Here is a 24,251-nt window from a genome sequence, read left to right as displayed (position 1 = left end):
AGATCCCCAATTGTATAATTTCAACGATTCTCTTCAAAAACCTTCTTCAGGACAGAAATAATAAAATCGACATCCTGGTCCGTGCAGGCAAGCGGCGGGGACAGGGTCAGGATATTGTTGTGTCCGGCAACCGTGTCTCCGTTTTTGCCTACGATCAGGCCGTTTGCCTTGCAGTCTGCGATGATCTTGCCGATGCGTGCGGCGCTTGCCGGTTCGCGTGTCTGTTTGTCCTCGACCATCTCGATGCCGAGAAGGAAGCCGATTCCCCGGACTTCACCGACATTCGGATGCTCTTCCAGATGCGCAAGTTCCGCACGGAGACGCTCGCCGTGGCGGTCTGCGCGCTCGACGAGACCTTCACGCTCGATGATTTCGAGGTTCTTAAGCGCTACCGCACATGCTGCCGGGTTGCCGCCGAATGTATTCACATGGCGGAAGTGGCTGTTTTCCGCACTGTCCTTAAATGTCTCGTAGATATCTTTGCGGACCGCTGTGACCGACAGCGGGAGGTAAGCGCTTGTGAGCCCTTTTGCCATGGTCACGATGTCCGGTTTCACGCCGAAGTTCTGGTGGCCGAACTTCTTACCCGTACGGCCGAATCCGCAGATGACTTCATCGATGATCAGCAGGACACCGTGCTTCTTGCAGATTTCCTGTACCTTCTGGAGATACACCGGATGCGGGATGAGGATGCCGCCGCCCGTGATGAGAGGCTCCATGATCACCCCGGCAACGGTTTCTTCCTGCTCCCAGATGATCTTCTGCTCTAGCTCTTCGGCACGCATGATGTTGTAGTCCTCAACACTCATGCCTTCCGGACGGCGGTAGTTGTCCGGCGGTGCCACATGGAGGAAGCCCGGTGCAAGCGGCTCATACTTGTACTTTCGGAGCGACTGGCCCGTCGCGGCAAGCGCACCCATCGAGCTGCCGTGGTAGGCACGGTAGCGGCTGATGAACTTGTAGCGCGAAGCCTCGCCCTTTTGCTGGTGATACTGGCGTGCGATTTTGAACGCGACTTCGTTCGCATCAGATCCGCTGTTGGAATAGAAGATCATGTAATCGTCATCGAGCCATTCGTTGAGCTTTGCCGCGAGCTCGATTGCCGGCTCATGGCTCTGCGTCATCGGCACATAGCACAGTTCCTTCATCTGATCGTAGGCCGCTTTCGCAAGCTCCTCGCGGCCGTAGCCGACGTTGACGCACCAAAGTCCGGACATGCCGTCCAGGTAACGGTTCCCCTCATGATCCGTCACCCAGGCGCCTTCCCCTTTTGCCCAGATCATCGGCGGGTTCTTCTCAACATATGGAGAAATGTGATGCCACACGTTCTGCCGGTCCTTTTCGACTAGCGTTTGGGCTTCCGTCTTTACAACGGTCATCGTACTATCCCCTCTCGGATAAATTCGTTTAAAAGTCAGCCGCCCCGGAGGCGGCTGCTTGTTGGTCTTTCGTTATCGCTGCTTGGTCTTTCGTGACCCTTGGTTGGACTTTCGCTGAGTCTGCTTGGTCTTTCCCAAGCCCCCGTTGGTCTTTCGTTGATGGACGCTCCGTTTATCTATCAGTGACGCTGTGTGAGCATCTTCTTGCGTGTATAGAATTCGATGCCGTCTTTGCCGTTGGCGTGGAGGTCACCATAGAAGCTCTTCTTGTAGCCCGAGAACGGGAAGAAGGCCATCGGTGCCGGGACGCCGAGGTTGACGCCGAGCATGCCGGCATCGATGTCGTCGCGGAATTCGCGGATTGCCGATGCGCTGTCGGTATACAGGCAGGCGCCGTTTGCAAAGTCCGAGGCGTTCGCAAATTCGATCGCTTCCGTGAGGGTTTCTACGCGGACAACCGACAGGACCGGCGCGAAGATCTCGTCCTTCCAGATCTTCATTTCCTGTGTCACATCGTCAAAGATTGTCGGTCCGACGAAGTAACCGCCTTCGGAGCTGGATTTGTCATTGCGGCCGTCGCGAACCAGTTTCGCGCCTTCTTCAACGCCCGACTCGATGTAGCCGATCGTGCGGTCCTTGTGGGCCGGACGGATGACAGGTCCGAGGAACACATCATCTTCGAGTCCGTTGCCGATTGTGATGTCGTCCGCTGCCTTTTTCAGCCGGTCGACGAGCTTATCCGCCACGTCACCGACCGCCACGACGACTGCCGCAGCCATGCAGCGCTCGCCTGCGGAACCGAATGCCGCACCTGTGATGTTCTTGACGGCATTGTCGAGGTCCGCATCCGGCATGACGATGGAGTGGTTTTTCGCGCCGGCCAGTGCCTGGACACGCTTACCGTGTGCCGTACCTGTCTTGTAGACATATTCCGCGACCGGCTGGGAGCCGACGAAGGAAATAGCCGGAACGTCTTTGTGCTCGAGCAGGCCGTTGACGACGTCATGCGCACCGTGGACGATGTTGAACACGCCGTCAGGCAGGCCCGCTTCTTTTAGGAGGTCCGCAAGCCGGTTTGCCAGCAGCGGCGTGCGCTCGGACGGCTTCAGGACGAATGTGTTGCCCGCGACAATGGCGAGCGGGAACATCCATGCCGGGACCATCATCGGGAAGTTAAACGGTGTGATGCCGCCGATGACGCCGATCGGATAGCGGTACATGCCCGATTCCATGTTTTTGGAGATGTCAGGAAGCTGCTGCCCCATCATGAGGGACGGCGCACCTGCCGCGAACTCGACGCATTCGATGCCGCGGAGCACTTCGCCGTGTGCTTCCGTAAAGCTTTTGCCGTTCTCGATTGTGACGAGTCGAGCAAGCTCATCCCAGTTCTCGACGAGCAGCTGCTGGAACTTGAACATGATCCGTGCACGCTGTGGCACAGGCGTCTTTTTCCAGGTCTTGAATGCTTCTTTCGCCACGGCAACTGCCTTGTCCAGGTCTTCCTTTGTGGAAATCGGGACTTCCGCGATGATTTCGCCTGTTGCCGGGTTTGGAACTTCCTCATATTTTTCTGTGGCCGATTTGACCCATTGTCCACCGATATAGTTTGAAAGCGTTTGCGTTTTTACGGTTGCTGTTTCCATTGATAACTCCTCCTCTTGGTTAAATGGTCATCTTGACGGGCTGACTTGTTCACTTCATAATCTACTGTACAAACTATCAGAATGTTTGTCATTTTACAATGTGTCAAATAGTGAGGCTTTGGGATTTAACGAAAGGGTGGCTGATTGTGAAGAACATCGAGCTGACTGTGCGGGACGTACTGGAACGGGAGTCTTTCCAAAAAGCCAAACTGGCAGCAGGTGCAACAGGCCTTTCCCGGAAGATCCGCTGGTCGCATATTCTTGAAGTACGCGAGTTTGAGTCTCTCATCAATGGCGGTGAGCTGATTTTGACGACCGGCCTCAGCATGGCACTTGGCCTCGAGGAGCAGCTTTCCTATATCCGGAAGCTAAACGAACTGGGGGCATCCGCACTGTGCATTGAACTGGCGGACAACTCGAAACAGATCGCTCCGGAGCTGCTGGAACTGGCGGACAGGCTTGGCTTCCCGATCATCGTATTCGAGGAAGTGATCCGCTTTGTCGACATCACGCAGGATCTCCACACGGCGCTGATCAACCGGCATCATAAGATGATCTCCGAAATGGACCGCCTGTCGGGGCGATTTATCGAACTTTCCTTAATGTCCAACGGCATTCTGAAGATTCTCCAGGAGCTCCATGAATACTTCCGGCGGGAGGCCATCTTCATCTCCGACCGTCCCTCCCCTTACTTTTATCCGTCGGAGGCCAAAGAGAGCGAAGCCGCACTTCGGGACATTCTTGAGGCAGAAGGCGGGCTTGAAGGTGTGGGAAGATACTTGGAGACATCGGACAACCGTTACGCCTCAGTGCCCGTACGGGGACCCGGACAAGTCTGGGGGCGGCTCTTCCTCTGTATGGATGAGCCTCTCCAGGATGACTTTTACTTTCTGATCCTGGACCGTGCAGGTCTCGCTATTTCACAGGTGCTCCTCCGCAACCGGACAATCGAGGAACGCAAGCAGAATCTCGAAGACAAGGTCGTCCGGAACCTCATTAACGGACAGCGCATGGACCCGGAAACCGTGCGTGCCGTACTGTCGGCCCGCGGCAAAAACATGTACTACCGGGTGTTCAGCATCCGCATGCCGGAAATTCCTCCATTCCCGTCACAGGACCTTCTTGAAGAAGAGCTGGTCCAGCGCGCGCTGCTCATCCGCAGTCTGTTTCAGCGGCACGGTTTCTTCCCTGCCATCACTTCCGGTGAAAGCGAGATGGCCGTCATCGCCTTTTTCATATCGGAAGAGCAGCAGAGCCGGCGGAACGACCGCTTCCTGCCGCTGATCCGGGAATTCCGGAACATGTCCGCCCCGCAGTTCGAAGGTAGCCGCTTCGGCATCGGCAAAACCTATCAGGGCATCGCCGATGTCCGCCGGGCCTACCGGGAAAGCGAGGACGTCATCCGACTTCAGGAAGAGGGCATCACAGATTCGGAGTTCTATGAAGGACTCGGTATCCACCGGCTGCTGCTGTTGCTGAAGCGAAGCGGAGAACTCGAAACGTATGTCGAGGATTACCTCGGAGCACTGCTGGAACACGACGCCCGGCATGACAGCCGGCTGTTTGAAACGCTGGTGGTCTATCTGGAGTGCGGCGGCGTCAAGAAAGAAGCGGCTGAGCGGCTCTTTATCGTCCGCCAGACCCTTTACCACCGGATCGGCAAACTCGAAGGGCTGCTCGGTACCGACTTCATGGAGCCCGCCAACCGGCTCGCGCTGGAAGTGGCGGTGCAGGCGTACCGGATGCTGGAGCAGACTGAAGCGGAGAAGCGGCTTCCGGTACATTGATGGATTTCTGTTCTGCCCAATGTTTAAATAACGGGGATGTCCTTTTACAAGGACATCCCCGTTATTGCTGTCAGGCTCTATTCTCTTCCAACACCTTGTTCTCTTGCAAACCGGCACTCCGGTCCAGCTTTAACACTGTATTCAGGAGAACATCGGCGCCTTTTGCGCAATCCTCAAACGATGTATATTCATCCTCACGATGACTGTAGCCTTTGGCACTCGGAACAAATATCATGGCTGCCGGAATATAACTTGCGATAAATTGGGCATCATGCCCGGCTCCACTATACATTTTGCGACTCTTGAAACCGAGCGCTTCAGCTGATTCTGAGACTGCTTGGACAATGTCCCGATTAAATTCAACAGTGTCCCTTCCCCACAACTTCCTGGAACTCAACATGCACCGCTCCACCATTTTGGGGAGATGTTCAATCATCTTCTCGACTTGGCGGATAACGTCCATGTTCGTATGGCGGGCCTCAATCGTAAACGTGACTTCATTCGGAATGACCGTGTGTATATTTGGATAGGCATTGATCCTGCCGATTGTGTAAACGAGATCCTCCGGAAGCTTCTTGAGCTCCCGCTGAAGTTCGACCATGATTTGTGCGGAAGCAAACATCGGATCCTTCCTCATCGGGATCGGTGTGGTGCCGGCATGGTTCGACTCGCCTTTAAGTGAAATTTCATAGCAAGCCATTCCCATAACCCCTTCTATAACGCCAATCTCCTCAGCGTTATGTTCAAGAACCGGGCCCTGTTCAATGTGAAGCTCTACAAATGCAGCTGCTTCCTTGAGACGGTTCCCGACTTCTCCCGCGTACCCGCTTTGTTCAAGTGCTTGGCCGAATGTCATGCCTTCGGTGTCTGAAGACTGAAGCATGTCTTCTTTTGCAAACTTCCCCGCCAGCACTCCGGAAGACATCATCGCCGGGTCGAAGCGGGCACCTTCTTCATTGGTAAAGTTAATCACTGTGATTGGATGTTTCGTCTCGACGTTTCGCTCTACGATTGTCCGGACCACTTCCAATCCGGCCACTACGCCCAGTGTTCCGTCGAACCTTCCCCCTTTTACGACCGAATCCAGGTGCGAGCCCATCGCAATCGGCGGCAGATCTTCTTTTCCGGGCAGAGTTGCATACAGATTCCCCATATCATCCACTGTCACCGACAACCCGATTTCTTCGCTGATTTCGATGAACTTACCGCGTGCTGCAAGATCTTCTTCAGACAAGGAAAGTCTGCTCACTCCATTTTTTCCGGTTGCCCCGAATGAACTGAACTGTTCCAGCAAACCTTGCAGGCGCTGGCGATTGATCTTTTCCAATTGGCATCCCCCTAAAAGTGATTGAACGGCTATTTTGAAAGAGCAGGATCTACACGTCCTGTTAGTAGATTACTCTTCATCAATGATGCAATTTGTTGCTCATCCGAGTTCTTGCTTTTCTTAAGTTGCTCTATGACCAGTTGTTGTCGATGGATGGGATGGTTCTGGCTTAACTTCGCTTTCCCTTCGATTTTTGTTATGTTGATTTTGAATCCCTGAACTCCTTTGGTCATTCCGCCGATGAACTCCGGATCTGCGTTGTCCAGCCTGTACATGCTGTCAGGCGCCTCATATTTAAGAACGAGATCATTCAGGTGTTTTGTTAATTCACTCCCGTGTTCAACCAGTTCAACCTCCCCAAATACGTGAACAGTCACGTAATTCCATGTCGGCACCGCCTGGTCGGTCTCATACCAGGAAGGCGAAATGTAACAATGGGGTCCCTGGAAGACGGCCAATACAGTTTGGCCGGCAATGTCTTCCCATTGAGGATTCTGGCGGGCAAAGTGCCCATAAAGAGATGCATGATCTTCACCTAATATTAGCGGTAAGTGCGTGGCAAAAGGCGCTCCATGATGCTGTGAGAACAGAGTGGCAAAACTATAAAGATCAATCATTTGAATATTCACTTCGTCATCCGTGATTTTAAACTTCGGAGGAATATACATGACTGCCAACTCCTTTCCGATGATCCCCGCTTGCACAAAAGGAATAGCACCGGTTCAGAAACTCCTTGAACCGGCGCCTGCTTCACATGCCCTTCCTGTGCGATAGTCAAACGATCCGGTGGTGAGGTTCATCACGATGCTGAAAACAGTCTCCATCTGCATGTGCTCCGGATGGGCCGGGTTGATGTGCCTGCAAATGGAATCCGGATAGTGTTCATGATCGGACAGCACGCCAAACATCTGTTCAGCGCCTGCTTTTTCATCCAGCCCGCTCATCAGCTTTTTGATCCGATTCAGCCTGGGGGCAGAATCCGGAATCGGAAAATCAGATACGGCCTCTTGCATCCGCGGATCGCAAATATGGTTTGTATGGACAACCGCTCCGTCCTCGGGCGGAATGGCTGCAGTATGGACAGGAGACACCTCTGTTCCCGCCATCTCACCGCTTTTGGAGGCAATGAGGAAGTGCGCGGGGGAGGCCATCCGTCCGTCACTTACCGCTTCAGAAGCTTCCCCGAATGTATGGGAATCCAGAACAGCGCGCAGCCCAAGGTGGATCGGCACTTTCGGCTGCCAGGTCCTTGTCATGAGTGCGTTCAGACAGACACCCACGCCGGCACTGTTGCAGCCGATTTTCCCAATAATACCGCCTTCCGTGATCATTCGGACCGAGGGTTTCCCTTCCTGCCCGATTTCAATATCCAGCAAGGAATCAATCTGGCTGCTTTTCCAGTCCCAATTCTGTCCGAGCCAGACTTCGCCCTGCTTTAGGTAAGCAAATGATGTACAGCCATCCGGGGTAGCCGTTAGCGCAATCTCACTTCTCGCATTTAATGCCAGGATGTCCTCGAACCGGACACCGGCACCGTCGGCGACGCCTTGCATCTCTTCCAGATATTCCGGCCGGAATGCCGATATTGCGTCATGGTGAAGCAGTGCCTTTTCACAGGCATCTTGCCAGGACATCCCCGTGTACCCGCGGAAAAGTGCCTCATATGTGGTCAGGCTATTCCCGATTTCTCTCTTTCCCTGCTCCCCGTGGCCGCGGCCGATCTCATAAGGCGAGCCGCTTAGATGGATTTTTCTGACCGTCCGGGTATCGTTCATGACCGGACCGCCTCTCCGCTCCGTTCAAAGACCGTCTCTCCACCAATGATTGTCCTGTCGACCAGAATATCCGGGATTTCGTCAATTTCAGCATTCAGAATGGAACGGTCAAGGATGGCAAGGTCGGCAAGCTTGCCGGGTTCGATGGATCCGGTGCTGTCCTCGCTGAACCCTGAGTACGCCGCATTGATCGTGCAGCAACGGATGGCGTCGAGCAGGCCGATCCTCTCCGCTTCCCCGACCACCTGACCGGAAGGCGCCTTTCTCGTCATCGCGCTGTGGATGCCCCTCATCGGATTAAAGTCTGTGACCGGGCAGTCCGCCGTAAGCGTTGCCGGAACGCCTGCATCACGGTAGCTGGCGAGCGGGTACATGATCTGCGCACGTTCACCGTAGTTCTTTACATATCCGTCCGCGTACTCGTGGAAAAATGCAGGGTTCGGTGTCGGGACAGCGCCCAATTCCTTCATCCGTTGTACCTGGTCTTTTCTTGCAAGCCCGGCATGTTCGATGCGATGGCGCGCATCCTCGCGCGGATGGAGGCGGAGTGCCTTGTCGATGGTGTTCAGCAGCTGATCGATGGCCGCGTCGCCCTGTGCATGGGCCGTGATCTGCCATCCTCTTTCATGTGCCGGAACGAACAGGTCGTCGAGCTCTTCCTGTGTCAAATAGTGAATGCCGTAGTTTTCCGGATCACTTGTATACGGTTCCGTGGTCCAGACGGTCGGCCCGCTGCTTGAACCGTCAAGAAATACCTTGACCGGCCCATACCTGAACCGGTCGTTCCCATCACCGGTTCGGATGTCTTTTCCGAGGTAGTGCCGGACGACCCGGTCCGGATTGTTCAATGCCCCGACCATCGCATAGACACGCTGTGCGATGACTCCCTCCTCGGCATCCTCACGCAACGCTTCAATATTATCGATGCCATAACCGGTTGCATCATGGACAGATGTAATTCCTTTTTCCGCAAAATGACGGGAAGCGACCCGATGGGCTTCGCGGATCTCATCACGGGTGTGCGCGGCAAGCTGATACAGGTTCATATGCGCATTTTCAATGAGTCGTCCGTCAGGCTCGCCATTGGCATCCCGGCCGATGGTTCCGCCTTCGGGATCGGGCGTATCACGGGTAATCTCTCCGACTTCGAGTCCCCTGCTGTTGACCGCGGAAATATGACCGCATGCACGGACCACCATCACCGGGTGCCGGTCTGTTACACCATCCAGCTCTTTCCTGGTCGGAAAACGGCCTTCAGCTATGGAGTTCTCATTGAAGCCCCAGGCTCGTACCCATTGTCCTTCAGGAACTGAAGCCGCTTGCTCACTCAACTTGTCCAGGAGATCCGGAATGGTCCGGATCTCCGGGTCCTTGCAGGAAACGGCAAGGACGTTGGCCCCATACATCGTAGTATGAATATGTGATTCGATGATTCCGGGCATGAGTGTGCGACCTTCAAGGTCCGTTACCACCGCTTCCCCGTCCTGCAATTCCAGAATTTCTTCCGTTGTGCCGACGGCGAGAATCTTTCCGTCCTCCACGGCAACAGCTTCCGCAATTTCGTTCTGTTTGTTAACGGTCAAGACTTCACCGTTGATCAACAATTCCCTTGCCATAATGGCATTTCCCCTTCCATGAACAAATTCATATCAGATTGACGCCGGCTTGGTTGTCGTTTCCGGGACTTCTTCATAAAGTTCATCGACCATATCCGGGAAGAAGTCTTCGACTGTCTTCTTGGAGACCGGCTCGGTCAAGAGAGAGACAATAAAGAAGATCGGCAGGTTGACGAACAGTCCCCATATTCCGGCGTGAATGCCCAGCGGATGCGGGAACCAGACCGAGAAGGCAAGAGTCACGACAAAGCCGGCTGCCAGCCCCCAGAATGCGCCCTGCTTTGTTGCACGCGGCCAGAAGAACATGCCGACAAGTGCCGGGAATGCCTGTCCAATGAAGCCGTAACCGATCAGCAGGATGTAGACAAGGCTGGCAGGCTGCATGATTGAGATTGGCGCAACGATCAGACCCATGATCGGGAAGATGAGCCAGCGTGTCATTTTCCCTGCCTTCTCATCAGAGATTTTAAAGATCGGCTGGATAATATCCTTGCTGTAGCTAAGTGCAGTCCCGTGAATACACGGCTCACTCGAGGACATGGCCGCCGCCAATGTTCCCGCTCCCAGAAGTCCTGCAATGACGACAGGCATGCTGTCCATCGCCATTTGGATCGCGACCGTGTCGGCTTGGGCGAGCGATGGGTAGACGAAGATGCCGATGAATCCCACGACCAGCATCGGGATACAAACGATGTAGTAAGTCGGGAGCATCGTGGCTGCGGTACGGATCGATTTTTTAGTGTTGGCACCCATCCACTGGATCCAGTGAGTCTGCCATACTGATACCATGGAGATCAAGATGGATGTCGTCCAAAACGCAAAGCCCATATCTCCTAAATTGCCTGGGAGTGTCAGGAATTGTGGTGCATCTTCGCGGACCCGCTCAAACACCGGAGCAAATGAATAACCGCCTGTAAACTGTTTGACCGCCCAAAGTCCGAATGCCCAGGAAACAACGAACATGAGCGCCCCCTGAAACGCATTGGTGATCCCGATTGCACGCAGACCGCTCTTGAACAAATAGATTGAAATGACGGCCAGTGACAAGATCACGCCCAGCCAGACAGGTATTTTCCCATGGCTCATGACATTCAGAATATAAGCCGATCCGGTGGTTTGAAGAACCGCGTATGCAAGAACGCCAATTGAAGTGACAAAGGAAGCAAGGGCCCCCAAGGCTGGGCTTTCATAACGATGCGTGATCGCTGCCCCTTGCGTCACATGGTTGTACTTCACGCCAAGGTCCCACACTTTTGGACCAAGATACCAGGCGGTTATTCCCATAAACGTCAGATAAACGACGACGTACAGAACCGGAACGCCTTTGGAATAGGCCCAACCAGGCGCTCCCATGAATGTGTAAGCGCTAATTCCCCCCGCGCCTACCAGCAGGTACATAACGAGAGGACCAAGACTTCGGCCGGCTACTCCCCATTCTTCCACCTTGTTCATATTGCGTCCCTTGCCTGCCCCAAAGCCCAGCCAGACCGCAATCACCATATAGGAAACCGTAATCATAAAAGGAACCCACTGTGCCATCAATCATTCACCCCCATCTTATTCAGTAGCATCAGAATTCCTGTGGTCAGGAAAATCAGGATGACTGACCAAGTCATGAGAATCGGCATGCCGAATACGATCGTTTCATGGTTCAGCAGCGGAATGACCGGCCAGCTCCCCAATAATACGATCGTCAGAATAGCAAATAGACCGATCCACCCCTTGTACGTCTTAGGCGTTTTGAATGTTGCTTTCATGCATTTCCCCCCTGCGATTTTGGTCCGAGATGACAACGCTTTCAATATAGTTGAAGCAAGTCTTCAGGAACTCTCACTAACCATCGTAATGGATAGAAGATTCTGATTCTTCTATATTTGTGTATAAAGAACACTCCAATTCTCTGGACAGTCTGTCTAACATTCACGGATACCCTTACCAATTCAGGCAAATTCCATCTGATTGAACGGCCGTGGTCCTATTGGGATTACCGTAGCCGATACGACTGCCATCCGTTTGGTATCGGCTAGGCATTGCTATGCCGCAAAGAATCTTTTTACATTCCGTCACCGATTCCGAACGAGCATTTGACGTCCTGTCTATTCCTTTAATCCTTCCGTTTCACTATGATAAAGAAAGGTCAGTATCTTCAAACAACTTATGAAAGCGCTTCCCGAAGCGCCTATAGCAGAAAGGGGATTTTATAATGACCTTACAGAACCAGACAGAACCCGGTGCAAGTACACAGCCGGGTATGAAATCAGACCTGAAAACCCGCCACATCACCATGATTTCTATCGCGGGGGTGATCGGCGCCGGGCTCTTTATCGGGAGCGGCGCAGTCATCAACTCCGTCGGGCCGGGGGCCATACTTTCCTACGCGTTTGCCGGACTCATTGTTGTCCTGGTCATGAGGATGCTCGGTGAGATGGCCGCCGCCTACCCGACGAGCGGTTCGTTCTCGACCTACGCGAATGAAGCAATCGGACCCTGGGCCGGATTCACGATCGGCTGGCTGTACTGGTTTTTCTGGGTGGTCGTCATCGCCATCGAGGCGCTTGCCGGTGCGGCCATCATCCAATATTGGATCCCGGACTTCCCGATCTGGCTGATGAGCCTGATTCTGACGGTGGCGCTGACTGCTACGAACCTGTTCTCCGTCAAGGCGTTCGGTGAATTCGAATATTGGTTCTCCCTCATCAAAGTCGTCGCCATCACGCTTTTCCTCGTGCTTGGCGTTGCCGTCCTGTTCGGCTGGTACCCGGGCATCGAGGCTCCGGGCACAGTCAATCTGATTGGTGAAGGCGGGTTTATGCCGTCCGGATTCGGCGCCATCATGCTTGGAATCACTGTTGTCATCTTCTCGTTCATGGGCACTGAAATCGTTGCCATCGCTGCCGGTGAATCAGAGAACCCTGTACGCTCCGTACGTACAGCAACCAACAGCGTCGTCTGGCGGATCCTCATCTTCTATATCGGTTCAATTGCCGTTGTTGTGACACTCCTTCCGTGGAACTCGGCGAACATCCTCGTCAGTCCGTTCGTTGCCGTACTCGACCACATTGGCATTCCTGCGGCCGCTCAGATTATGAACTTCGTCGTCCTGACGGCGGTGCTAAGCTGCCTGAACTCGGCACTCTACGCAAACTCCCGGATGCTGTTTGGAATGGCCAAAAAAGGAGATGCGCCGAAGTACTTCCTGAAGCTCAGCAAAAAAGGCGTCCCGGTGCGGGCGATCCTGTTCAGTACCGTCTTCTCTTATGTCGCCTGCATCATGAACTTTATTTCACCGGATAAGGTCTTCCTGTTCCTGATCAACTCATCAGGTGCGGTCGCCCTTCTCGTCTACCTGATCATCAGCTTCTCGCAGCTGCGCATGCGGAAACGGCTTGAGCAGGAGCGTGGCCACCTGCCGGTCAAGATGTGGCTGTTCCCTTACCTGACATACGCGACGATCATTGTTGTCGCGGGCATCTACCTGGCGATGTTCTTCATCCCGTCGATGCAGATCCAGGTCATCCTGACCACCCTCGTCGCCCTCGGAGTCATCGGCATCTACTTCCTGTTCTACCGCAGGAAGCAGGAAGCAACAGGACTCGGACAGGCCCCGGCCCAGGTGCAGCGGTCGCCTGAATGAATTTAAAAGTCAAAACGTCCCCCTGCGATATAAACCGCAGGGGGTTTTTGGTGGGGGTCTTACTCCATTGGGCGTGAAAGCGGGCACCCGATGGGTTGAATTCATAAAAAAGCGGCCGGATTTTAATCCGGCCGCTCTCCTTGCTATCAAAACCCAAACTTCTCCGGAGCGCGATAAACCCGCCCCTTATCTGTTCAGGAAGCGCAGTGCCGCATCCCGGTAAATCGCAGTCGTCTCGGCAAGTTCCTCGATATCGACGTATTCGTCGATCTGGTGGGGAATGTCCCGGTCGCCTGCCCCGATTGTCACGATCGGGATACCGTGCACGTGGAGGAAGGTGCCGTCGGTTGCACCCGGCACGCCGTTGTAGATCGGCTGCTTCCCCGTCACATGCTGCACCGCTTCATAAATCGCCCGGACAACGGGCTCATCCTTCGAAGTTGCAGTTGCCGGACGGTCATCGAGAACGGTCAGTTCGCAGTTAAAGTCCGGGTCTTCCGCCTTTAGCTTTTCGATGATGGCATCAATCTTTCCTCGCAGCTCTTCATGGTCCTGCGCGGGGACAGTCCGGATATCCAGTGTCATCCGGCAGTGATCCGGGATGACATTGATCTGGGCATCACCCTTGACCGGTGCCTGAAGGATGGTCGGCGTGATCGACGGCCATTTCAGGTATGGATCTTCACCCAGACGTTCCTGCTCCGCTTTCTCCAGCTTTTCCAGCTCGACGATCAGGCGGGCCATCCGCCAGTTCGGGTTGATCCCGCTCCAGGAAATCGCGCCGTGGGCCATCTTGCCGTACATGTCGACCTGGATGCGCATCGCGCCGCGCTGGGCGATGCAGACGTTGTTTTCCTCCGGCTCGCAGATGATGGCGCCGTCCACACCGTCCGCCCAGCCTCTTTCGATAAAATGCTTGATCCCGATCATCATGCCTTCCTCGTCACACGGGATGCAAAGGATAATCTTGCCCCGGAAGTCTTCTCCGTCCTGAAGAAGCGAGTGGACGGCAGTGATCATGCAGGCAAGGTTGCCCTTCGTGTCATTCGTGCCCCGTCCGTACATACGGCCGTCGATGACTTCCGCGCCGAACGGGTCGTATGTCCAGGCTTCCCGGTTCCCTTCCGTCACGACATCGGTATGCCCTTCAAACAAGAGCGTCGGGCCCGGTTTGCCGGAGTCCACAATTCCGATGACGTTCGGCCTTCCGGGAACAACTTCTTCGACGTATGTCTCGATGGCAAAGCCACGGAGTACATCCGCCACATAGTTCGCAACCTTTTCTTCATTTCCGCCAGGGATGCCTTCGCCGCGGTAGACGCTTTCGATCCGGACGAGCTCTTGTGTCAGGCGGATGACCGCCTCACGGTCTCTCAGATAGGTCACGCTCTTCATTTCGGTCTTCATGCAATCTCCCCTTTTCTGATCCGTTCATAGTCGTAGGCTTCCTGCTTCATGACCAGGCTGAAAATGATGAAGGCGACAAATGACAGGAGGATCGGCAGCGTCACCGTATGCACGCCGAACAGATTGCCGTTCGCCTGGTTGTAAAAATGAATGGCGATATAGCTGCCGATACCGACAATCATCGAAGCGATGGCCCCGTACTTGTTGGCATATTTCCAGTAGAGCCCCAGGACGATCGGCCAGATAAACGCCGCCTCAAGACCGCCAAATGCAAACAGGTTCAGGAAAATGAGCAGATCGGGCGGGTCGAGTGCCAGGATGTAGACGATGATCCCCAGAACAGCCGTCACCCCGAAGCTCGCACGTTTGATTGCCTTGATGCTGGCGTCAGGCTTGATATAGTTCAGATAGACGTCCTTTACGACAGTGGAGGAAACGAGTATCAACAGCGAGTCGACGGTCGACATGATGGCCGCCATCGGAGCGGCAAGCACGATTCCAGCCAGCCAGGCCGGCAGCACTTCCATTGAGATGAGCGGAATGACCTTGTCGCCGACATCGATGCCCGGCAGGATCGGCCGTGCAAATACACCGATCAGGTGCATATTCAGCATGATGACTCCGGTGACGACCGTGCCAATAATCAGCGCGCGGTGCATCGACTTGGAGCTTTTGTAGGACATCGAGCGGACCGCAATCTGCGGAAGTCCGACGACACCGACACCGACCAGTATCCAGAACGAGGATACGTATGCTTTTCCGAGATTCCCGTCCGCCCCGAACGGCGTGACAAGATTCGGGTTTTCAGAAACGAGATCATTGATAATATTCGTTACGCCGCCGCCCGCTATGACCACTCCCCCCAAAAGAATGAGCGTTCCAATCACCATCACGCCGCCCTGGACAGCGTCCGTCACGGCGACCGCGCGAAACCCGCCGATGGTAACGTAGACGAGGACGGAAAGGGCGAAGATGACGAGCGCCGTATGGTAGCTCAAGCCGGTCAGGGATTCGACAAGACGCGCCCCGCCGATCCACTGTGCGGCCATTGCCGAGAACAGGAAGATGATGATGGCAGCGGCGGAAAGGATGACGACCGGCGCACTGTTATAGCGGGCCTTCAAGAAGTCGACAAGTGTCAGAGCCTGATACCGCCGCGCCATAATGGCGAACTTTTTTCCCAGCACCATCAGGACGAAATAACCTGTCACGACTTGTGACATCGCAAGGAGAACCCAGCCAAAGCCCATCGTGTATGCCGTTCCCGGCCCGCCGAGAAAGCTTGAAGCACTGCCGTAGGTCGCGACCATCGTCATCGCGAGTACAAATCCGCCAAGTTCCCTGCCTCCCAAGAAGTAATCCTGCAGGAAGTTTTCATCCGAAACCTGTGCCCCCTTGCGGCTGGACCAGACTCCGATAAAAAAGATGATGACGAGGAAAATAAGAAGAGGAATGATGACCTCCCAATTCATTGCATTTCCTCCTCTTCCTCAAACGGGACTTCTTTGAAAAATACTGTCACGACAAAAATGACGAGTACCGTGGTCAGAATAAACCCGACCACACAGCTGTAAAAGAACCAATCCGGCATTCCCATTATGTATGAATATTCCTCCACCGGCCTCGACCCCATCCCGTATGCAAAACCGAACCACCAGATGAAATTGAGCAGCGCCAAACCACATCCGATCAGCGCCTCCCGGTTGGCGACTTTAAATCGCCAGTCTGTCTTGTCCCTGTTATCCATGCTGTTCCCCCTTTTCCAATCCTCTATTGTGGATTGAATCTGTGTGAATGTCTGTTGATTCTACTGAAATTGCTGCTCCATTAAAATGGGCCTTCGGGTTCTTAATGACGGACACGCCTCCCTTAAATATTATAGGAAAGAATATTCTGATTCGCCTGTCTATCTGTTCAAGAATCCTAAACTACATTTGACGTTGTGTCCATACAGAATTCCGGCACCCGCACACCTGCAGTCAAATATTGCTTATATCAGGAAACAGCAAAATTATACAAAGTATGCTATAATGGTAGTGGACAACCTGTCCGGAGGACCGGCAACTTCGCCGTTCCGTACTCGCGCTTGGGTCAGACCCGGGCTTTTTCTTTTTACTGATAATTTCAAAGGGGTGGATCAGGATGGCTTTTCCTGCCAAGCAGAAAGATCAGTCGCCGTTTGTTGCAGCACGGAAAGTGGGCGAGGTGATTTCTTTCGTCCGTAACGATCACGAGGTCATCGGGAAGATTGAAAAGATCCTCGAGAACTCGGTCATCGTACAGATCACGAAAGACGACGCCGATGCGATCGGCGTGCCGTCCGACCGCACCGTTGTGTCGCACAAGAACTATCACGTCTTTGAATAAGCTTACAGAAAAACAGCGCGCCGCTGTCCAATATGGACAGGCGGTGCGCTGTTTTTGTATCAGCCAATGAGTAAAACATATCCGTAGACAACACCGGCCAGCACGATGGAACCGATCAGGCAGGCCGCGAATGGTCTGAAGCCGGCTTTTCGGAATGCATTGAAGCTGACGCCTAGGCCGATGCCCGCCATGGCCATCGCCAACAGAACATAGGCGAGATCGACAAAGCGCGTCGCGACCGCTGCCGGCACGATTCCTGTCGAGTTGATCGCACTGACAGCTAGGAAGCCGACAATGAACCACGGAATCGGGAGCTCCCGGAACGTCAGGCGGCGTCCCTGTTTCCCTTCCTTCTGCATTTTCCGGGCGGCGTAGATGCCAATGCCCGCCGCGACAAAGACGAGTAGGACGACGCGTGTCAGCTTGACGACGAGTGCGAAGTCCAGCGCTTCGGCGCCTGCCGCGTCCCCGGCAGCGACGACGTTCGCAATCTCATGCAAGGAGCCGCCGGCAAACAGACCATACTGCTGCTCGGTCAGGCCCATGACCGGGTGCAGGAGCGCATACAGAAACGTGAACAGTGTCCCCACGATTGAGATGATCGCGACACTCACAGCGGTCTCTTCGGGCTTTGACTTGACCTGTGAGGAAACCGCTCCGATTGCAGCCGCTCCGCAGATGCCGGTGCCGGCCGCAGTCAGGAATCCGATCGACGGGTCCGACTTCAGGATCTTCGCCGCTGCCCAGACCGCGCCCATCCCTACAGCCACACTGATTGCCGCCAGACCGAAAGCTGACCAGCCGGCCTCTGCAAGGTCACCGAGATGGAGCCTCATCCCGAGCAGGATGATGCCCGCCCGGAGAAGTTTCTTCGAGGCAAACTTGAGTCCGCTCCCCCATTCATCCTTCACCGGCAGAAATGTATTCCACAGCATGCCGAGCAGGATCGCAAAGACAAGCGGCCCGATCAGCGATATATAAGGGAGGCCGGCTGCCAGCTCCGCGATGACAGCCAGCAACAGCGCCAGTCCGATCCCTGTCCAGAAACCTTTATTCATGAATGGTGCCCCTTTCCTTGTATTTATTATAGGCTTTGACCGTCAATCATTAAAATGAACCTTTATGATAGAATCAATCAGAAATACTGATGGAAAGGGTGCGGGTTATGCTTCTTGAACAACTGAGGACCTTCACGGAAGTCGCGGAGAGGCGGAATTTCACCAAGGCGGGAGAAGCGCTGAACCTTGCCCAGCCGACTGTCAGCCTGCACATCCGCCAGCTGGAAGAAGAGTTCGGCACACCGCTTTTTATCCGGTCAAGAAAGCAGTTCAGCATTACGCCGGCAGGAAGGCTGCTTTATGAACGCGCCAGGCAGTTGCTGGCGCTTGCCGAAGAAACGAAGGAAGACATGATGCGGCAGAGCGGCGAGCTCACCGGGACACTGACGGTCGCGGCAAGTTACACGATCGGAGAATATGTACTCCCCCGCCTGCTGGAAGACCTGCTCGCCGAGCATCCGAAGCTTGAAGTCGTCATTTCGATCAGCAATACCGAGGAAGTCGAGGCGAAAGTGCGCGAGTTCCGCTGTGACGTGGGCTGTATCGAAGGTACTGTCCGGCTTGAAGGGCTCCATGCCGTCCCATTCATGGAGGACGAGCTGATCGTCGTCTGCGGCACGGGCCATCCGCTTGCCCAAAAGACCGATGTCACTCCTGAAGACCTCCAGCAGGCACGCTGGATCACCCGCGAGGAAGGGTCCGGAACGCGAGAGCACACCGACCATCTGCTCCGCTCCCTCGGACATGTGAAACCCGGCCGCATGATTATCGGGTCTAACGGCGGCGTGATTCAGGCAGTCATCGCGGGCCTCGGCATTGCAGCCGTATCCATCCATGCCGCAAAAGACGGAATCGAAACCGGACGGCTTGTTCAGCTGGACGCCAATCTTCCGCCGCAGAAACGGACATTTTCCATGCTGCATGCGCCGTCGATGGCCGGCCACGCCGCCGTATCTGCGTTTCTGGAGGCGGTTGCCGGGAGCAGCTGAAGTCACCCCGGCAAAGCCGCCGGCTCCAGCCATAGTGATATTTACTGGGGTCATGTGATCTTTCGCCCCGCGCTCCCCCTCCTGAGGGAGAAATGCTAAAATGTTACTATTCCGAATTTATCCAACACCAGGGGGGTATTCCGTTGAAAGAAAAGCTGATCGAGCGCCTCGTGCGCTACGCAAAGATTGATACACAGTCCAATGAAGAAAGCACAACGACGCCGTCTACAGAAGGCCAGTGGGACCTGCTCCGCCTGCTCGAGAAGGAAATGGCGGAGATCGGCCTGACCGAGATCACGCTGGACGAAAACGGCTACCTGTTCGGTACGCTTCCGGCGAACACGGACAAGGAACTGCCGGTGATCGGTTTCCTCGCCCACGTCGACACGGCAACGGATTATACGGGCAAGAACGTCAATCCGCAGCGCATCGACGACTACGATGGATCCGACATCAAACTGAACGAAAACACCGTCATGGCCAAGTCCGTGTTTCCTCAGCTGGACAACTACAAAGGCCATACGCTGATCACGACGGACGGCACGACTCTTCTCGGCGCCGACAACAAGGCGGGCATCGCGGAAATCATGACGGCGATGGAATATCTCGCACAAAACCCGGATATCAAGCACGGCAAACTCCGTGTTGCGTTTTCGCCGGACGAAGAAATCGGCCGCGGGCCTCACAAGTTTGACGTCGAAGCGTTCGGTGCGGGCTACGCCTACACGATGGACGGCGGCCCGCTCGGCGAGCTCCAATACGAAAGCTTCAATGCGGCTGCGGCGAAAGTGACGTTCAACGGCACGAACATCCACCCGGGCTCCGCCAAGGACAAGATGATCAACTCGATCCTCATTGCGCATGAATTCCAGGCGGCGATGCCGGCGGACGAAATTCCTCAGAAAACCGATGACTACGAAGGCTTCATCCACCTCATGTATGTGGACGGCGCGGTCGAGAAGACCACGCTCTCGTACATCATCCGCGACCACAGCCGAGAGAAGTTCGAAGCCAAAAAGCAGCTGATCGAGGAGACGGCCGCCAAACTGAACGGCCAATACGGCGAAGGCACGGTCGAACTTGAGCTGAACGACCAGTACTACAACATGGCCGAGAAAATCGAACCGGTCATGCATATCGTTGACATCGCCTCCGATGCCTTCAAGAACCTCGGCATTGAACCGAACATCATCCCGGTGCGAGGCGGCACGGACGGCTCACAGCTGTCCTACATGGGCCTGCCGACACCGAACATCTTCACAGGCGGCGAGAACTTCCACGGCAAGTATGAATTCATCTCCGCCGACAACATGGAAAAAGCGGCGAATGTCATCATTGAGATGGTGAAGCTTTACGAAGAGCGCGCTTAAGGAGGCCGCTTCATGAAGGAGATCACGCTTGGCATCCTTGCCTCTCTATTTTTCGCGGTGACGTTCGTCCTGAACCGCTCGATGGAGCTGGACGGCGGCAGCTGGATGTGGAGCGCATCACTCCGCTTCTTCTTCATGGTCCCTTTTCTGTTCCTGATCGTGGCGGTGCGCAGGGGGCTGAAATCCCCGTTCACCGAAATGAAGCGCATCCCCGGTCCGTTCATTCTCTGGAGTTTTTTCGCGTTTGTGCTGTTCTACGCACCGCTGACTTTTGCAGCGGCATTCAGTCCGGGCTGGCTGGTAGCGGGAACGTGGCAGCTGACGATTGTGGCGGGCGTGCTGCTCGCACCTCTGTTCATTTTCACCGAGAAAACAGTTGACGGCGAAAAAACAGCGCGACACCGGGTTCCGCTCATCTCACTCGGCATTTCCTGCATCATCCTGCTCGGCGTCGTGCTGATCCAGCTGCCGCATGCCGGTGCGGTAGACGGCCGGACCGTCCTGCTCGGCATTCTGCCGATTGCCGTCGCGGCGTTTGCCTACCCGCTCGGCAACCGGAAAATGATGGAGGCGCTCGGAGGTCGGCTCGATACGTTCCAGCGTGTGCTGGCCATGACGATCGCCTCGCTGCCGTTCTGGATGCTGCTTGCCGGTATTGCGGTTGCGACTGTCGGGTGGCCTTCCTGGGGACAGGTCGTCCAGTCGTTCATCGTCGCGGTCTCGTCCGGTGTGATTGCAACGACGCTGTTTTTCATGGCGACGGACCTTGCCCGGCATGATCAGGGCCGGCTCGCAGCAGTCGAAGCGACCCAGTCGCTTGAGATTGTCTTCGCCCTTGCCGGAGAGATGATCCTGCTGTCGCTCCCGCTCCCCGGCCCGGTCGCCCTCGGCGGCATCGCCGTCATCATCGCCGGTATGTCGCTGCACAGTTTTCAGACCATGCTCGCTAAGCGCAAAGCCGTCGCACAGGCTTCATAAATCAGACATCAAAGGACCGTTCCGATTTACTCGGAGCGGTCCTTTCGCATGGGGATTCATCTGGTTTGAGAGGACGCTGATTCCTCAAAAAGAGACAGCAGGAACGGCAGATCTTCCGGAAAGGAAAGCGCCAGGTTACTGATCTCGGCCGCCGCTTTCCAGGCGATTTCATGAATCAGACCGTCCGGATCACGGACCTCCATGCGGCCGCCGGTCATGACCACTTCGAAATACCGGACCTCAACCGCGCCGTCAGACTTCACGAAAAGCGGACGGACCACCTTACCTTCATACCCGGTCTCTTCTTTCAGCTCACGAAGACAGCAGGTTTCAAACGTTTCCCCTGCTTCCTTTCCTCCTGATGGCACCGCCCATTTCTTCTCTTCTTCGGGTGTGCCCTGCAACACCATCAGCAGCCGGTCTTCTTCATCCAAACAGACCGCCGCAGCCCCCCGCCACATATTAATCCCCACTCCTCTCTCCAAAATCTTCATTTGGGAATTCTTTCTTCCATTTCGCAATCAGTTCCGTCCTGATTGCCTGATTGAAAAACATCTCTTTTTCAAACAAAGCCTGATACCCCTCTAACGGTTGGGTACCGGCAATCTGTTCATACGGTTCCGCCACTTCATTGATGAAATGATAATATGTGGCATCCTCCGGCAGGTTGGTCAGTGCTTCTTTAACCAAACCGGACGCCTGTTCAGGATGAAACAACAGAGTCACCTCCGCCAGCAGAGCATAGTTAAGGGAACTCATGTCATCCGGATAGGATGATCTCTTATCCTCCAGGTACTCCATCAGTTCTTCATATTCCCCTGCTCGCAGCAACAGATTCTGTTGATAGCTCTCCAATTCTTCAGGGGCCCGGCTGCCTGCAGTTGTAATCTCAGCCAAGACCTGTTCTGCAGCTTCAATTTCGCCACTGTCTAAGAGCTCATAGAAATGATTTTCGATTTTCTTCTTTCTTGCTTCATCGTCCAAATACGCTTCCATCAGGGATTCACTGAAATCTTCGATACTTTTTCCGGTCATCTTTTCCAGTCGGGTATAGAACTGATTCTGTGTAGAAACATGGAGGAGGCGGAAAGTGGATTCTTTTCCGTAATGCTCAATCAGGTGGGTGACGGCAAAATAACTTTCACTATATGCAGCTGTGCTCTCAAGAGCAGCCTGAAAACCTTTCTGACTGCTCATGCTTCTAAGATCTCCTGAAACCTCGAACCCAGTCGGATCCGCCGGTGGTACGTCATGTTGAAGATACATCGCCAATCCTTCCTCGAACCATATGGGTATGGCCTCAGGGGAGATGTTGCGGATTACTTGGTATTGATGAGAACGAAAATGGACGTATTCATGAATCAAGGTTGGTTTCCAATCAGGTATGTCAGATAACAATGTGACTGTATTCGCCTCCCAGTCATAGAAACCGGCAACTCGATCTGGACTCTCTGCTCTCCTAAGACGATCCGCCAGACGGACTGTCAGCCGCGTTTCTGTATCTTCGCCAAAAAACTCCGTGATCTCCGGTTCAATCCCAAGGAGTACCAAACTCACTTCTTCTGCTTTCTGCTCCTGTCCCTCCGGATAGATAATCGTGTACCGATCAGTCTCCAGTGCATTCTCGGTCTCTAATATTTTCTCGGTCTGACCTGGCAATTTGATGAGTACGAACGCCCCGGCAATCAATGATGCGGCGCTTAGCGCGATCAGCGGAACTGCTAGCCTAACCTGTTCGGTTTTATAAAGCGAAACAATACCCAAGATAAACAGTATGACACCGATTACCAGCACAAAATAAACCATGATCCCTCCAAAATCCCTATTTATGTAATATTAAAATTATATGGTAATTACTAATGTTTTCCAACACAAAAAAACGCCCTCCACTATGCCAGTGGCGAACGTTCTTTACTCATTGTTCCACTTCAAATTCATGCTTGGTCCCATCACTGGCCCTGAGCTTCAGGGAAAAGTCGGTGAAATCATCCGGCAGGCTGAACATCGAAAGCACCTTACGGACCTCTTCCTCCTGATTGGAAGACGGCGTGATTTCAAGCTGCTCAACGAGCGGATAAAGGTCATTGAAGGCGTGGATGCCCTGTTTGTTGGTGCCGTTCATGTCGTCTTTATAGCCGGCCATGACTGAGTTGTCCGATTTCAGCTCGAGCCGGGCTTCGTACTCTTCGTCGTTGTCGTATTCAACCTTTAGTTCAAACTCCGCATACTCAAGCTCCTCCATCTTCTTCCTCATTTCCGCCTGGCCGGTCCCATCCGAAGCCTGCGACTTGACCGGTGCCTCATTGTCCGTCTTGGAGGATGCTTTGTCTGCGGAATCATTGTTCTCCTCTGCCGTGGTTTCCGCAGCCTCCACTTCTTCCGCCGGTGCTGCTTCCTCCGCTCCGTCCGAACCGCATGCCGCCAATGCAAGCGACCCCGTGATGACGATCGGGAATGCAAATTTCGCCTTCATCCTGATCCCTCCTTCGGTGTCTTGTTATTCGCATTCCCGGTGAAAGGCCCTGTTACACGTAGACTTTTTGAGGAAATACTTGTCCACCTGATCAAATCACCTCGCAGACAGGGGCAAAATGACCGGATTACAGAAAAATCCCGGAGCGGATAAAGAACACACGTTCGCTTTTGTGGTATAATAGGGGAGCAGACTTGTCCGGACGGCATTCCCCGGGGAGGGGGTGATGCTTTTGACCGTCGCCGAAGCGACCGGATTGATCATTGAGGTGGCCGGCGCCATCGTCGGCCTGCTGACGCTTGTCGTGACACTGATTGTCGTCATCACCAAAAAAGAATAGCCGTCCCCCTCGGCCAAGGTTGGGACGGCTATCGTCGTATCCGCCTGCCCCGTCCGGGCACAGGCTGCATCGGGCCGGATGTTCGCGCATCCGGTCTTTTTCGTAGTT

At 54.4% G+C, this 24,251-nt stretch carries 21 protein-coding genes; 6 read left to right on the top strand and 15 right to left on the bottom strand.

All coding sequences use genetic code 11. The annotated features are described in order from the left end of the window. Positions 1–20 precede the first annotated feature (20 nt). Positions 21–1,379, bottom strand: coding sequence for an aspartate aminotransferase family protein (locus tag AV656_RS14300; RefSeq protein WP_063183193.1), 1,359 nt, complete (start codon positions 1,377–1,379; stop codon positions 21–23). Between the two features lie 179 nt (positions 1,380–1,558). Further along, a complete protein-coding gene (locus AV656_RS14295; RefSeq protein WP_063183191.1) occupies positions 1,559–3,022 on the bottom strand; it encodes a CoA-acylating methylmalonate-semialdehyde dehydrogenase in 1,464 nt (487 codons plus the stop codon). A gap of 146 nt (positions 3,023–3,168) precedes the next feature. Between AV656_RS14295 and AV656_RS14290 the strand changes: the two genes are divergently transcribed. Beyond that, entirely contained in the window at positions 3,169–4,809 is a 1,641-nt protein-coding gene (locus AV656_RS14290) for a PucR family transcriptional regulator (protein WP_063183188.1), read from the top strand. Positions 4,810–4,879: 70 nt separating this feature from the next. On the opposite strand, the gene AV656_RS14285 is transcribed toward AV656_RS14290, so the two are convergent. The 6 genes from AV656_RS14285 to AV656_RS14260 are packed head-to-tail and all read right to left on the bottom strand — an operon-like array spanning position 4,880 to position 11,284. Next, positions 4,880–6,136 (bottom strand): Zn-dependent hydrolase, encoded by a 1,257-nt coding sequence (locus tag AV656_RS14285; protein WP_063183186.1) that lies wholly within the window; start codon positions 6,134–6,136, stop codon positions 4,880–4,882. 29 nt (positions 6,137–6,165) lie between these two features. Further along, a complete protein-coding gene (locus AV656_RS14280; protein WP_063183183.1) occupies positions 6,166–6,804 on the bottom strand; it encodes an FMN-binding negative transcriptional regulator in 639 nt (212 codons plus the stop codon). 54 nt (positions 6,805–6,858) lie between these two features. Then, positions 6,859–7,911 carry a C45 family autoproteolytic acyltransferase/hydolase gene (locus AV656_RS14275; protein WP_063183181.1) on the bottom strand — a complete coding sequence of 351 codons (1,053 nt, stop codon included), beginning with the start codon at positions 7,909–7,911 and terminating at the stop codon, positions 6,859–6,861. Further along, positions 7,908–9,527 (bottom strand): amidohydrolase, encoded by a 1,620-nt coding sequence (locus AV656_RS14270; protein ID WP_063183178.1) that lies wholly within the window; start codon positions 9,525–9,527, stop codon positions 7,908–7,910. The genes AV656_RS14275 and AV656_RS14270 overlap by 4 nt, the downstream gene beginning before the upstream one ends. Before the next feature lie 33 nt (positions 9,528–9,560). After that, positions 9,561–11,066: a sodium:solute symporter family protein gene (locus AV656_RS14265; protein WP_063183175.1), complete on the bottom strand. Its 1,506-nt coding sequence runs from the start codon at positions 11,064–11,066 to the stop codon at positions 9,561–9,563. Beyond that, the gene (locus tag AV656_RS14260) at positions 11,066–11,284 is read right to left on the bottom strand and encodes a hypothetical protein (protein WP_063183173.1); all 219 of its coding nucleotides are present in this window, start codon (positions 11,282–11,284) and stop codon (positions 11,066–11,068) included. Before AV656_RS14260 ends, AV656_RS14265 begins: the two co-directional genes overlap by 1 nt. A 494-nt stretch (positions 11,285–11,778) precedes the next feature. On the opposite strand from AV656_RS14260, the gene AV656_RS14255 reads away from it, so the two are divergent. Continuing rightward, on the top strand, positions 11,779–13,161 hold the full coding sequence (locus AV656_RS14255; protein ID WP_063183308.1) for an amino acid permease: 1,383 nt from the start codon (positions 11,779–11,781) through the stop codon (positions 13,159–13,161). A gap of 186 nt (positions 13,162–13,347) precedes the next feature. Here the strand turns inward: AV656_RS14255 and AV656_RS14250 are convergent, their stop codons facing one another. The 3 genes from AV656_RS14250 to AV656_RS14240 are packed head-to-tail and all read right to left on the bottom strand — an operon-like array spanning position 13,348 to position 16,315. Then, positions 13,348–14,568, bottom strand: a complete 1,221-nt coding sequence (locus AV656_RS14250; RefSeq protein ID WP_063183170.1) for a M20 family metallopeptidase — start codon at positions 14,566–14,568, stop codon at positions 13,348–13,350. Continuing rightward, positions 14,565–16,040 carry a sodium/pantothenate symporter gene (gene panF / locus AV656_RS14245; RefSeq protein ID WP_063183168.1) on the bottom strand — a complete coding sequence of 492 codons (1,476 nt, stop codon included), beginning with the start codon at positions 16,038–16,040 and terminating at the stop codon, positions 14,565–14,567. Before panF ends, AV656_RS14250 begins: the two co-directional genes overlap by 4 nt. Beyond that, on the bottom strand, positions 16,037–16,315 hold the full coding sequence (locus AV656_RS14240; protein ID WP_063183166.1) for a YhdT family protein: 279 nt from the start codon (positions 16,313–16,315) through the stop codon (positions 16,037–16,039). The genes panF and AV656_RS14240 overlap by 4 nt, the downstream gene beginning before the upstream one ends. Before the next feature lie 395 nt (positions 16,316–16,710). On the opposite strand from AV656_RS14240, the gene AV656_RS14235 reads away from it, so the two are divergent. Next, positions 16,711–16,935 (top strand): DUF2187 family protein, encoded by a 225-nt coding sequence (locus AV656_RS14235; RefSeq protein WP_008299381.1) that lies wholly within the window; start codon positions 16,711–16,713, stop codon positions 16,933–16,935. A gap of 59 nt (positions 16,936–16,994) precedes the next feature. Here AV656_RS14235 and AV656_RS14230 read toward each other — a convergent pair whose 3' ends face one another. Further along, positions 16,995–17,993, bottom strand: coding sequence for a YeiH family protein (locus AV656_RS14230; protein ID WP_063183164.1), 999 nt, complete (start codon positions 17,991–17,993; stop codon positions 16,995–16,997). Between the two features lie 107 nt (positions 17,994–18,100). Here AV656_RS14230 and AV656_RS14225 point away from each other — a divergent pair, with 107 nt between their 5' ends. The 3 genes from AV656_RS14225 to AV656_RS14215 all read left to right on the top strand — a co-directional run bounded on the left by AV656_RS14225 (position 18,101) and on the right by AV656_RS14215 (position 21,330). Next, positions 18,101–18,982, top strand: coding sequence for a LysR family transcriptional regulator (locus AV656_RS14225; RefSeq protein ID WP_063183162.1), 882 nt, complete (start codon positions 18,101–18,103; stop codon positions 18,980–18,982). 143 nt (positions 18,983–19,125) lie between these two features. Next, a complete protein-coding gene (pepT, locus tag AV656_RS14220) occupies positions 19,126–20,352 on the top strand; it encodes a peptidase T (RefSeq protein ID WP_063183159.1) in 1,227 nt (408 codons plus the stop codon). 12 nt (positions 20,353–20,364) lie between these two features. Then, entirely contained in the window at positions 20,365–21,330 is a 966-nt protein-coding gene (locus tag AV656_RS14215) for a multidrug resistance efflux transporter family protein (protein WP_063183157.1), read from the top strand. Positions 21,331–21,386: 56 nt separating this feature from the next. Here the strand turns inward: AV656_RS14215 and AV656_RS14210 are convergent, their stop codons facing one another. The 3 genes from AV656_RS14210 to AV656_RS14200 all read right to left on the bottom strand — a co-directional run bounded on the left by AV656_RS14210 (position 21,387) and on the right by AV656_RS14200 (position 23,803). Further along, entirely contained in the window at positions 21,387–21,791 is a 405-nt protein-coding gene (locus AV656_RS14210; RefSeq protein ID WP_063183155.1) for an NUDIX hydrolase, read from the bottom strand. A 1-nt stretch (position 21,792) separates the two neighbouring features. Then, positions 21,793–23,136, bottom strand: coding sequence for a peptidase MA family metallohydrolase (locus AV656_RS14205; protein ID WP_063183152.1), 1,344 nt, complete (start codon positions 23,134–23,136; stop codon positions 21,793–21,795). A gap of 109 nt (positions 23,137–23,245) precedes the next feature. After that, positions 23,246–23,803, bottom strand: coding sequence for a YusW family protein (locus AV656_RS14200; protein WP_063183151.1), 558 nt, complete (start codon positions 23,801–23,803; stop codon positions 23,246–23,248). Between the last annotated feature and the right edge of the window lie 448 nt (positions 23,804–24,251).

Origin of the sequence: Bhargavaea cecembensis (assembly GCF_001619585.1) — a bacterium.
Classification (GTDB): domain Bacteria; phylum Bacillota; class Bacilli; order Bacillales_A; family Planococcaceae; genus Bhargavaea; species Bhargavaea cecembensis_A.
This window is presented reverse-complemented; position numbering and strand designations above follow the sequence as displayed.